Source organism: Schlesneria paludicola DSM 18645 (assembly GCF_000255655.1).
Classification (GTDB): Bacteria; Planctomycetota; Planctomycetia; order Planctomycetales; family Planctomycetaceae; genus Schlesneria; species Schlesneria paludicola.
The window spans coordinates 83,476-95,265 of sequence record NZ_JH636435.1 but is presented as its reverse complement, the minus strand read 5'-3'; the positions used below and the strand labels follow the sequence as shown (position 1 = coordinate 95,265).

The window sequence follows — 11,790 nt, the reverse complement described above, 5'->3', positions numbered from 1 at the left end:
TCACGCTCTCACTTCGAGTTTCGAGTTTCGAAGCTGTCGCATCGCATCCCCTGCACTCAGGCGCATAAAAACCGGCTGCCATTGACGTTGCATCCGACGCCCGCATTGTGAAATCGAACAGGTCGCGTCCTTTTTGCGCTTGGAGTCCGCCCCGCCATCTGTCATATTCATCAACGGCTCTTTAAATGTTCGCCGGTGGGGGTCGCAATGGCAGACAGCTTCCTTGAGTTCGATCAATTCGGATTGTTCAATCGCCGACGCGCGATGCAGTGGGCTGGGGGCACTCTGGGGTTGAATCTCGGGAGTTTGTGGCGTGCTCAATCGTATGCATCCCCCTCGATCGCATTACCACGGACAGGCCACAACTCGCCGATCAAGTCTTGCATCATCGTCTTCTACTACGGCGGCCCAAGCCACCTGGATACCTACGACTTGAAGCCAGATGCTCCCGCCGAAGTGCGCGGCGAGTTTCAGCCGATTGCGACTTCGGCACCCGGAATCTTCGTCAGCGAACACCTTCCGAAGATGTCGCGTGTGATGCATAAGGTCGCGTTAATCCGCAGCATGCATCACAAGAACCGTCTTCATGATTCCGCATCGACCGAGGCACTGACCGGGCGACCTTCACCGCAAGGCGACCGCGAAGAATTCGCGCCCATCAACCAGTTTTTCCCCTGCTTCGGTGCCACACTCAGCTATCTCTGGCAACAGCAACACATCGAGATTCCCCACGCCGCACTGCCGTTCGTCTTCCACAATGTGATTGATACCCCATGTCAGGGCGGCGGCTTCCTGGGAACGAAATTTGACCCACTGCAGATTTCGCTCGATCTCGAAACCAATGGCTATCGCGCGGGTGCGTTGACACTTCCATCGGGACACACGGCCTCGTCCGTTTCCGACCGTCGCCGACTGCTCGAAACACTGGAGTTGGCGGCGACTTCGAAGGCACTGACACCCGTCGGCCATCAATGGCGAATGTTCTGCGACAAAGCATTTCAGTTGCTGGGATCAGAAGCATTACGTCACGCACTCGAGCTGACGCGCGAATCACAAGAAACTCGTGATCGGTACGGATACGGGACCGCCCCTGTGAGCGTCGGCGAAGGTGGGGGCGGAGGCAATGGCTCTGAAATGGGCTATGGACGGCAGATGCGAGGCCAGAATCTGCTTTGCGCGCGTCGACTGGTTGAGGCCGGCGTTCCCTTCGTCAACGTCTACGATTTCCGCCAGCAAGGCCAAAACTGGGACGCGCACTTCAAGAACTTCAATCAGCACAAGACACACTTAATGCCGCTCGCCGATCAAAGCCTGAGCACACTGATTGACGATCTGGATGAACGCGGACTGCTCGATTCGACACTCGTCGTGGCCATGGGTGAGTTCGGTCGTACTCCGAAGATCAACCAGGACGGTGGACGCGATCACTGGCCTGATTGCTACAGCGTCCTGCTTGCGGGCGGCGGTGTGACAGGTGGAGCCGTCTATGGATCGAGCGATCGGATGGGGGCGTTTCCGGCAACGGAACCCACCACGCCCGCCGACCTGGCGGCCACCATTTTCTGGCGTTTTGGACTCGATCCCGCGACGGAACTACATGACTTGACCGGCCGCCCCCACAAAATTGCAGATGGCCAACCGATCAAGAGCCTCTTCGCATGATGCCGCTCTCGATAGGCGGCATCGAATGCGTCACCGATTCGTAAAAAAGCTCTCAGACAAGATCTCGACCGTCTTCGGCGTCGTCATAAATGTACTCGTCTGTATCGCGGCCCTCGCGCAACCGGAGACGCTCTTCATGCTCTTCGACCAGCTTCCGCGCGGCGGCTTCGTGCTCCACAGGCACCATCACTTGGCATGGGACAGCGCCGATCCCCGGAAAAGGGCCATTCGCATTTTCGACGGAGCTCGGAATCTCAACATCGGCAAGCATCGCCTTGACAATTTCCGCGTCAAATTCAACGGGCGTTGAATACACCGTCACGAGCGACTCTGGCTGATTTGTGCTCATCGTGGCAAACTCCTGATCATGACTGCGAATCATCCGGAACGACCGTGTCGTTCTCTTGCGCCAATCTGTGTTATTCGGTCTAGGATCACTCAGGCATCACGTTACGCATGCTGCGTGCCATCGCACGATGTTTTGATCATACCGCCAGAATTGACCAGTAAAAACTCAAAACACGCGGCCATCGGATTTCGATGATCCCTTGAATCTGGGCGTTTTTCCACCACCTGAGCGGAAGCCGATCATCCAGCGACGTATCGACCGAAATTATGCGTGACGGCAAACGTTCGAAACACAGACCGCTCGAGCAATCCTTTTTCTCGCCAATCCGTTTCTCGCACGGCTCAGTGACGATCGTCCTGAGTGGCCGGATGAGCATGTCCAGACTGGCGACGTTCTCGCAACTCGTCCAGACGTGACTTGAGTTCGACTTCGAAGCCACGCTCGACCGGCTCGTAATATCGACGTTCAACCCCCAGATAGTCTTGGGCCACCCACCCTTCAGACGCATCGTGTGGATACTCATACCCGTCACCATGCCCGAGCCGTGCTGCGCCCTTGTAATGGCGATCTCGCAAATGCATTGGCACCGGCAGCAAGCGCGTGGTTTCAAGATCATGAAGTGCGGCATCGATCGCCTTATAGGCCGCATTCGATTTCGGCGCAAGCGCCAAATAGGTCGCCGCTTGTGCGAGAATAATCCGGCATTCCGGCATGCCGATAAACTCCGTTGCCGCCGCAGCCGACTGCGCAAGGACCAACCCCTGCGGGTCGGCATTCCCAATATCTTCTGAGGCGGCAATCACCAGCCGCCGCGCAACAAAGCGTGGCTCCTCACCGGCCGCCAGCATGCGAGCCATCCAATAGACGGCCGCGTCCGGATCGCTTCCCCGAATGCTTTTGATCATCGCACTTGCGGCGTCATAGTGATCATCACCATCGGCGTCATAGCGGATCTGCTTTTTCTGAATCGACTCCTCGGCCGCCTGAAGGTCGAAGGTCTTTTGATCATTGGCGAGCGACAAAACACCTATCTCGAGGGCACTCAAGGCCCGCCGGGCGTCGCCATCACAAATCGTTGCCAAAAACTCCAGCGCTTCGGGAGTTCCCGTGACTTTGCGCGACCCCAACCCTCGAACGGAATCGCTCAATGAGCGCTCAAGAAGCCTTTGGATGTCCTCGGCCTTCAGTGGCTGTAGTTCGAAGATCTGGCTGCGGCTCAGCAGCGGTGCGATCAGCGCGAAGAATGGATTCGCAGTCGTCGCTGCAACGAGTGCCACAATCCCTTCTTCCACATCGGGCAGTAAGACATTCTGCTGCTGCTTGTTGAAGTGATGCAGTTCGTCGATGAACAGAACGGTTCGCTGCCCACCCGTTGAAACATCACTTCGAGCTTTATCGAGAAGCTCGCGTAGCTCTTTCACCCCCGCCGCGGCCGCATTCAGTGAACGGAACGTGCGTTTGGTGTGTTTGGCGATCAACTCAGCAAGCGACGTCTTGCCGGTGCCCGGTGGGCCATAGAACACCACCGATGATATTCGGTCGGATTCAAGCATCCGTCGCAACAGCTTCCCTGGCGCAACGATATGCGATTGGCCGACAAACTCGTCCAGCGTCCGAGGACGCATGCGAGCGGCCAAAGGACGCACCGAATCGCGATTCGCGGCTTCAAGCCGATCAAATAATGCCATGATGAAAAAGAGAAACCTCCGCCTGTGCCGTTGGAACGCTGAGGTTCTGAACCCAAAGGATTCAGGGGGGAGTCGCTCGTCCGGGTTGTGTGAGCCGAAACATCACCGAAGCAATGTTGTGGATATACACGCGGCCGAACGAAAAAACTCCCGCATGAAGAAGTTGTAGGGTCAACGCACAAGCCCCGTATCGAACACCGCAGAGGTCTCTCGAACCCCGAAGGGTTCCTTGGTGATGCTATCCCGTGACCACCGGACATTCAAGTTTTAGAACGCAACTCGAGCACGATGCGCAACGAATTCATCGGCCGTATCGGTATGATCCGCTCTTGTTCAAACAGGAGGTCGAAGTCCGACGAACGTCCTTGACGCTGCAACAGCCCTCTGTAGAATCGACTTACGCATTTCTCTGCCGAAACAGCGGTCATGAACAGTGGCCGATTGTGTCGGCACGACACGCCTCGCTCGGGCAGACATTTCTTGACACAAGATTCTCAGTTCTGATCGGCGTCGTTCTCGACGGACAGTTGGCGAAAGAGAGACTCATTTGATCCCGCCCCGATTCGTATGGTGTTCGGCATGAAGAGATCCGGCCGAGCAACAAGAATGATCGTCCTCGCGATCCTCTCTCTCGTAGTCGTTGCTTTCGGGGGATGGTACGCATTCTCCAAGCCGCGTATGAATGTCCTGCTTGTCACGCTTGATACCACCCGTGCGGACCATGTCGGGTGTTACGGCTGTGCGGACGCTTTGACAACCACGTGTGATGCCCTGGCCAAAGAGGGAGTGGTGTTTGAGCAGGCCTACGCCACGGTGCCGCTGACGTTGCCCTCTCATGCTTCCATTCTCACCGGACTCTACCCGCCGGAAACGGGAATCCACAACAATGGCCGTGGTCACCTTAAAGACACGTTCGCCACACTCGCCGACTCGTTGCGTCGCCAAGGGTACGAAACAGGAGCCTTTGTAGGTTCGATCGTACTGCCCGCCCGATCTGGACTTAGTCACGGATTCCAGAAGTATGACGACGACATGGCAGGTGGCGAACGTCACGGGCACGAAGCACATCTCATGCGAAGTGCACGCCTGGTCATTGACTCGGCCTTGAACTGGCTTCGTGGACGCCCTTCACGACCATTTTTCTGTTGGATCCACCTGTACGATCCGCATGCTCCATTCGAAGGACATTCCGAAGTCTTCAAGGACCGGTTCCGAGGCAAAGAATATGATGGCGACATCGCGTATGCCGACCTGCAGGTCGGTCGACTGATCAAGTATCTCAAAGACAAAGGCCAATACGATCACACCATGATCGTATTGGTCGGTGACCACGGTGAATCGTTCGGTGAGCACGAAGAACTGGAGCACGGCTTCTTGCTGTACAACGCAACGCTGCGAGTCCCGCTCATCATGTCAGTGCCAGGTGCCTGCCGAGCGGGGTATCGCGTCCCCACGTCCGTATCCCTGGTCGATATCTATCCGACGATTCTCAAGAGCCTGAATCTACCCCTGCCGGCACACGTCAGCGGTGTCGATCTCACCCCGGCGCTTCAGGGTAAGCTCATTGAGCCTCGCCCCTGTTATTCCGAGTCAGAGGCGTGCTATGCCGCATTTCGCTGGGCCCCACTTCGTTCAATTACCACCAACTCGTGGAAGTACATTAACTCGACGCACGAAGAACTTTACGACCTGGAGCATGACCCGAACGAGTTAATCGATCTGGCGAAGTCTCAACCGGATCAGGTCGAGCAAATGCGGCTAACGCTTGAGTCTGTTCGCGAGAGCATGGTCGACTGCGCAGAAAGCGATACCCCCTTCGACGCCAAGCACATGAAGCAATTGAGTGCCCTCGGGTATCTGGGAACGACGAAAACGTCTCCAGTAGGCGAGTCCGAAGAGTCGCTTCCGGACGTCAAAGAAATGATCGGTCACTACAACGCCGAAATCGACGCCAGAAAAATGCTCAGTACCAATCCTGAGCAGGCCATCGAAGCGCTGCAACGGATCGTCCTAGCCGCCCCCAAGTTCCTGCCGGCACGCCTGACACTGGCGACTGGACTACAGAAGCTCAAACGCTTCGATGAAGCAATCGAGACCTACAAGCAAGCGACCGAAATGAATCCGGGCGCGACAGATCCCCATTTTGATCTCGCCAAACTGTACTTCAGTCGCGGCCAGCGAGAGCAAGCGATCGAACAGTACGAAACGGTCCTAAAAATCGATCCGAACTACGCGATGGCTCACGTCAACCTTGCCAGCATCTTGATGGAACAGGGCGACAATGACGAGGCTCGACGACACTTCAAAATCGGACTTGAGAAGTTTCCCGAGTCGACAGTCGCCTTATTCAATTACTCAGTCTTCCTGCAACGTCAGGGCGACCTTGATGCCGCTCGCAGGCACCTCACACGCGCGTCACTTCTTGATCCGCAACTCCCACAAATTCACTATCAATTGGGCTTGGTACTGGTCCAACAACAGCATTTTGATGAAGCGGCCACACAGTTTCGAGAGACGCTGCGAATCAATCCTCGCTTTACCGGCGCGATCGAACAACTCAAGGCACTTCAAGAGCGGCGCTGACGGAATCGCACTCGAACGCTCTGAACACACAAATCAATCGCCATCGCCGCCACAGCGGTCATCCCGGCAATCCGACTGGCGGGTTCTCACGGTCCCACCTTTTCTCATGGTACCACTTTGCAGCCGGGCATTGCCTTCTTGAAATCGGCGACATCGGCGACATTGACGATGGCATCTTTCAAGGACAGGAACTTCAGACCTTTCTGTGCCAGCAATGGCACCAGGCCGTGCTCCCCAAGTGTCGCACCGTTGATCGACAATTCCTCCAGATGCGGGCACTTCGCCAATAGCTCGATGCCCTGATCGTCAAGCTTTAGTCCGCTCGCCCCCAGATTCCGCAAACTCGGAAATTCGGCGAGCGAACCGAAGGCCTCCTGACGAATGTCGCTGAAATTCAAGATCAATGTCTTGAGATTCGGCAATTGTGCGAGCGGCGCGACATCGGTCACTTTCGAACCAGCCAGCTTCAGACTTTCCAACGAAGTCAATTTGGCCACGACTTCCATACCGGCACTTGTCACCAGGCTGTCTTCCAGGTCGAGTGACACAAGGTCCGGCAACCCTTGCACCGTTGCCAATTGTTCGTCACTGATCTTGTCGCCCGACATGGTGACTCGAACCAGACAATTCCGATCGAGAAACGAATGAGAATTCGGCCCCGCAATCGACTGCAGCCACATTGGGACGCGCCGTTCCGTTTCAATCCGTCCGCCCACCATGGCAATTGAGCGGCGTTTTTGCTCGGTCTGCTGCTCGGCTTGCAATGCGAACAACTCAATCACCAGAAATACGGCGAGTGGCACGATCAACACTCCAACGACAATTCGTTTGATTGTTCGACCTCGACTCGTCGCAGTTGCGGTCTCATTAGCGCTGGCCGTCGGCGTTGTGGACATGTCGAAACTTTCCTGTCTAGGCGATCGAAAGCGGCGGATGACAAATCGGACTGATGGGGCGACACACGCCCTGAAATGAATTCGGAACTTGCATAGTGATGATGCAGAATGTTGTACGAACATTCTAGCTTGCCCGCGGGATACGGCGGTATGAGGCCCGGCGATTGCGAAAAGAAACGTGATGCACAACTGGCCAATGGAACGCCGAAATCCTCAGCCAGACTGAAGTCTCGATCCGCAACCCCACCGTTCACGCGAGATCGCGCCAGCGCGGTAACTCCACAGACAGAAACGACGCAACTCCTGTCCGTCACGCACAACGGCACGTGTTGGCAAGAGGCACTCTTAGCGATTTCGAGTGTCCGTCGCAAAGTCTGCGAACAACTTGCTTCGGCAATCTGAAGTCGATCTTCGGCTACCCGACTCCATGAATCGGACTGATGACCCGCACCCGGGACTCACGATTGCGAATGAGCCCACGTGAATCTGCTCATCTTCGCGACACTTTGTGCGTCGTGGATAGGCAGATTCATTTTGCGCATCGCCACAATCGTTCGCGTTGTGGCCATTTTTTCATATGACTTTTTGCTTAATGTCTTCATGATGTTGAACTCATGGCCGACTGAGTCCAACTGAGTGGCATGGCGTTCGCGATTCCACTTGAACCGAAATGAATTCCCGTTAGACGTGAATTTCCAAATTCGAAGTCCCTTCATTCTTGGTACGACAACTGCGTTGTCTCCAGGTCCATGAAGTTCTTCATAGTTGTTTCGAAAACCGCTCTCATCATCCAAGGCCGACTCTGCCGCTCACTGTCAATTGTCTGTCTGCGATAGACTCATCGGATCAAAACGAACGAAGCTTCGCCCGGCGTCAGTTCGACACGCAATCGTTGCGCGTCGAATTCGGAGACGGACAGTCCGCGTCAAGTGACGGCACGTCCAAGACGACAGTGCTCCGTTCAACGCATCATGCCGATCGATTCCGCCCTACAATTTCTCGATGAAACGACAAGCCTCCGTACGGACCGGTCTTGCCGAATCTTCAACTTGCCCCTTGACATTTCAATTCAGGGATCGTTTATTAGATCTTCACATCTCCAGAAGAACTACTTTTGTCAATCGTTCTCAAACGTTCGCACAAATCTGAGTCAGTGTTCTAGCCCGGTTCGCAAAAGCTCCTACCGGTTGCGATTCATACGCCTCGATTTCAATTCTGGTTTGCGTCCTTTCGACGCCTATTCGTTGTTTGTTTCTTTGTACTCGGGAGCCCCCCTATGACAACAGAGCCCTCGTGCGTGGCTGCGCGCCGTACCCACTCCCTTATTCGATCGTTGTTCGTCTCGGCCAGCATGATTGGTTTGATCTCACTTCCAGGTTGCGGTGGAGGACCTGCCGGCCCCAAGCGTGAAGCCGTCTCGGGAACCGTGACGCGCGAAGGTGTGGATGTCGATTCAGGAACAGTCACATTTGAGCCACAAGGCGGCGGACCAGCAGCCACGGCGAGCATTACTGACGGGAAATACAAACTCGACACCAAGACCGGCCCCGTCGCCGGAAAGCAAAAAGTCATCATCGTTCAAAATGCCTTGCGAGACTTCAAAGAGGGGGTTCCCAAGAAAGAAGCCGCCTTGATGCCTGACACGCGATTCAAGAAAAAGATGCCGCCTACGGGTTGGGTAAAGGAAGCGGAAATTCAAGCGGGACAAAAAGAACCGATTGATTTTCATATCGACTCTTGACCCTCAGAGTATGCAGAGACGCGCGTCTCCGTCTGGCCGGCTATGGTCGGTGAATGGTTCGCACACTCGATCCGGGAATATCGCTTCGTATCAAGGAGGTCTATGGATTAAGTCGCCGTCGTTTTGATTTGAACATTGATTTTTCTCATTCAGTCTCAGTTCATTTGTGCCTTAGTTGTTTTTTTGTTTCGCAATTCGAGGATCATTTTATGAAGTTACGTCGAAATCGCGGTTTCACGTTGATCGAACTGCTTGTCGTCATCGCGATCATTGCGGTCTTGATCGCTCTGTTGTTGCCCGCCGTGCAACAAGCTCGTGAGGCCGCCCGCCGCACGCAATGCCGAAATAACCTGAAGCAGTTGGGCTTGGCCTGCCACAACTATCACGACGCTTACAACTTGTTCCCGCTCGGCTGCGGCTACTCGCTGTGGGGCTGGAAGGTCTACATCCTGCCGTACATCGATCAGGGCAACCAGTACAACCAAATCAACTTCACCGACGGTTTGGACACGGCTGGAACCTTCTGCCGTGGACAAGGAACCCCTTGCTACACCAGTCAGCACCAGGCCGCGGCCTTAACCACGGCTGGCAAGAAGAGCTGGGCCAGCACGCCCTTCACCATTCTCGCCTGTCCATCCGATCCGCTCGGCAATACCGCCTACGGTCAGGGTGCTGGTGTCGGCAACGCAGAAAACATCAACGCCAACTACCAAGGTGTTTGCGGTAACGTCAACAGCGTGCTCCGCGCCAATGTGAACTATGGTCCAAACTCGCGTCACCGAATTGTGACCCCCGTGGGAACCGCATCAAGCGACGTCATCGGCGCTTATGATATCGGTGCCGAATACAACGGCATCTTCGGTTACGCGTTGAAAGTGAATATCGGCAACATCACCGACGGCAGCAGTAATACGCTGATGATCGGCGAACGAGCGATTGATGATTCGCACTCATGGGGTTGGACACTGACAGGGAACGAAGGCGATAGCATGCTCGGTACCGGTGCTCCAATGTGGAATACCGTCTTCAGCAGCAAACCGCCGTACAACTACAACTGGCAAAACTCGCCAGTGTTTTCCAGCCGCCACACCGGTGGTAGCCACTTCCTGATGGGTGATGGGGCAGTCAAGTTCCTCAGCACCGCCATCGACTTCAACACCTACAAGGCCCTCGGCACTCGTGCTGGTGGCGAAGTGACGGGCGAGTTCTAATCTGAACTGAAGCTGTTGATTCAGAATGCGGCGTAATGCCTGACGTCACAAGTGACCCCGGCCTGGTGACAGGCCGGGTGTTTTTACGAATGCAGATTCGTTCTTTGACTGATAGTCTCGACATCCAATTCTCACGCACCGATATCGCTCCTAATTCGTCCTTATTCCCTCGTTTATTTCAGCTGCTTGATTTGCCTGATTGGCACCTTCGTACTCTTCGTACTTTTTCCCTCTTTGCCAGGGTCTGAATAGATGAATAGCGACAATTCAATGAAACACCTCAGGATCTCACGACGCGAGTCGCTGATTGCACTCAGCGCCGCAACTGCGGCATTCAGTATGGCGAATACTCCCATTTTTGGCGGACTCAAAGGGACCACCACTCCCGATTGGAATCAGATTTCCAAGCAGTTTTTGCTCGACAAGCAACTGACCTATTTGAATACGGGCTCGCTCGGATCGACTCCGATCCCCGTCCTCGAACTGCGTCGGAAGATCGAGCAGAAACTCGAATCCAATCCGGTCGGCGAAGGTTTCGGCTCGGTCCTCCGCGACGCAGAAGCCGTCGCCGCAAAACTCGCCGGGTTGATCGGCTGTCACGTGAAAGAAGTGACCGTCACTCGCAACACAACAGAATCGATCAACTTTGTTGCCGAGGGAATCGACTTAAAACCCGGCGACCGAGTCCTGACCAGCAACAACGAACATGGTGGCGGACTCGGGGCCTGGAAGTACCTGAAGAAGTACCGTGGAATCGAAATCGACGTCGCGGAAATCGCGTCGCCCCCCGCCAGCGAAGACGAGATCGTCGACCAATTCAAAAAAGCGATTACGCCGAAAACGCGCGTGATCCTTTGCAGCTATGTCACCTTCAGCAACGGCGTGAAAGTTCCAATCGCCAAGCTTTCAGAACTGGCGCATCAGAAAAATTGTCTAATGATCGTGGATGGTGCCCAGTCGACGGGCGGCGTACCGGTCAATGTGAAAGAACTAGGCTGCGATGCGTACGCATCCAGCGGCCACAAATTCATGATCGGCCCGAAGGGCACGGGGATTCTTTACATCAGCGAGACCGCTCGCGATCGAATCAAGCCGATGCAACTTGATGACGGCTATGGATTCTACACCGCGATTCGTGGGACCAATTGCATGCCCGAGGCGATCGGTCTGGGCGCTTCGATCGATTGGGTTGATCAAATTGGACGTGACGCCGTCTACGCCCGCCTGATGACCTTGAGAAATGCGCTCTACGAAGTTCTCGAGAAAACGAACGGGATCAAGATCGACAGCCCGCCGCCCGGCAGTTCAATGGCTTCCCACCTGGTTTGCTGCTCCGTCATTGATCGCGAAAAGTATGCGAAGGTACAACAGCAATTCGCCAAGGACCAGGTCATCGTCAAAGGCGTGGGCATCAATGGAATCGACTATCGCCTGAGCGTTCATCTGTATAACACCGAAGCCGACATCGCGAAGTTCGCCGAAAGCCTGAAGAAGGGTATGGCGTAACGGCAAAATCGCGTATCCACGGTCAAGCGGAACATCCAAAGTAACGGACATGCGTTGCTGCGTCCGCTCGTTTAAACTGCCGCAAGTCGCTTGCATCGGCCATCGCGGACGTGGACGCCACGTCCGTGGCCCTTGATTCTTCGCAGGAGTTTGC

8 protein-coding genes and 1 other RNA gene are annotated in these 11,790 nt (G+C 55.1%); 5 read left to right on the top strand and 4 right to left on the bottom strand.

From position 1 onward, the window contains the following. Positions 1-207: 207 nt before the first annotated feature. On the top strand, positions 208-1,662 hold the full coding sequence (locus OSO_RS0117615) for a DUF1501 domain-containing protein (RefSeq protein WP_010584536.1): 1,455 nt from the start codon (positions 208-210) through the stop codon (positions 1,660-1,662). 52 nt (positions 1,663-1,714) lie between these two features. Here OSO_RS0117615 and OSO_RS0117610 read toward each other — a convergent pair whose 3' ends face one another. The 3 genes from OSO_RS0117610 to ssrS all read right to left on the bottom strand — a co-directional run bounded on the left by OSO_RS0117610 (position 1,715) and on the right by ssrS (position 3,908). Next, positions 1,715-2,011, bottom strand: a complete 297-nt coding sequence (locus tag OSO_RS0117610) for a putative signal transducing protein (RefSeq protein ID WP_157605319.1) — start codon at positions 2,009-2,011, stop codon at positions 1,715-1,717. Positions 2,012-2,352: 341 nt separating this feature from the next. Beyond that, the gene (locus OSO_RS0117605) at positions 2,353-3,699 is read right to left on the bottom strand and encodes a replication-associated recombination protein A (RefSeq protein WP_010584534.1); all 1,347 of its coding nucleotides are present in this window, start codon (positions 3,697-3,699) and stop codon (positions 2,353-2,355) included. An 11-nt stretch (positions 3,700-3,710) separates the two neighbouring features. Then, a non-coding RNA gene (gene ssrS / locus OSO_RS49455) (6S RNA) lies at positions 3,711-3,908 on the bottom strand. Between the two features lie 370 nt (positions 3,909-4,278). Here ssrS and OSO_RS0117595 point away from each other — a divergent pair. After that, entirely contained in the window at positions 4,279-6,282 is a 2,004-nt protein-coding gene (locus OSO_RS0117595) for a sulfatase (RefSeq protein ID WP_162130551.1), read from the top strand. Between the two features lie 104 nt (positions 6,283-6,386). Here OSO_RS0117595 and OSO_RS0117590 read toward each other — a convergent pair whose 3' ends face one another. Further along, entirely contained in the window at positions 6,387-7,178 is a 792-nt protein-coding gene (locus OSO_RS0117590; protein ID WP_010584531.1) for a leucine-rich repeat domain-containing protein, read from the bottom strand. A 1,276-nt stretch (positions 7,179-8,454) separates the two neighbouring features. On the opposite strand from OSO_RS0117590, the gene OSO_RS48170 reads away from it, so the two are divergent. The 3 genes from OSO_RS48170 (at position 8,455) to OSO_RS0117565 (ending at position 11,636) form a co-directional block, all read left to right on the top strand. After that, on the top strand, positions 8,455-8,919 hold the full coding sequence (locus OSO_RS48170; RefSeq protein WP_010584528.1) for a hypothetical protein: 465 nt from the start codon (positions 8,455-8,457) through the stop codon (positions 8,917-8,919). A gap of 209 nt (positions 8,920-9,128) precedes the next feature. After that, entirely contained in the window at positions 9,129-10,130 is a 1,002-nt protein-coding gene (locus OSO_RS0117570; RefSeq protein ID WP_010584527.1) for a DUF1559 domain-containing protein, read from the top strand. A 270-nt stretch (positions 10,131-10,400) separates the two neighbouring features. Beyond that, complete coding sequence (locus OSO_RS0117565; RefSeq protein ID WP_010584526.1) at positions 10,401-11,636, top strand: aminotransferase class V-fold PLP-dependent enzyme; 1,236 nt, start codon at positions 10,401-10,403, stop codon at positions 11,634-11,636. Positions 11,637-11,790: the final 154 nt, after the last annotated feature.

Excerpts from the sequence above, each read along its gene's own strand:
- OSO_RS0117615 (WP_010584536.1), top strand. The coding sequence starts at position 208 with ATGGCAGACAGCTTCCTTGAGTTCGATCAATTCGGATTGTTCAATCGC.
- OSO_RS0117610 (WP_157605319.1), bottom strand. The coding sequence starts at position 2,011 with ATGAGCACAAATCAGCCAGAGTCGCTCGTGACGGTGTATTCAACGCCC.
- OSO_RS0117605 (WP_010584534.1), bottom strand. The coding sequence starts at position 3,699 with ATGGCATTATTTGATCGGCTTGAAGCCGCGAATCGCGATTCGGTGCGT.
- OSO_RS0117595 (WP_162130551.1), top strand. The coding sequence starts at position 4,279 with ATGAAGAGATCCGGCCGAGCAACAAGAATGATCGTCCTCGCGATCCTC.
- OSO_RS0117590 (WP_010584531.1), bottom strand. The coding sequence starts at position 7,178 with ATGTCCACAACGCCGACGGCCAGCGCTAATGAGACCGCAACTGCGACG.
- OSO_RS48170 (WP_010584528.1), top strand. The coding sequence starts at position 8,455 with ATGACAACAGAGCCCTCGTGCGTGGCTGCGCGCCGTACCCACTCCCTT.
- OSO_RS0117570 (WP_010584527.1), top strand. The coding sequence starts at position 9,129 with ATGAAGTTACGTCGAAATCGCGGTTTCACGTTGATCGAACTGCTTGTC.
- OSO_RS0117565 (WP_010584526.1), top strand. The coding sequence starts at position 10,401 with ATGAAACACCTCAGGATCTCACGACGCGAGTCGCTGATTGCACTCAGC.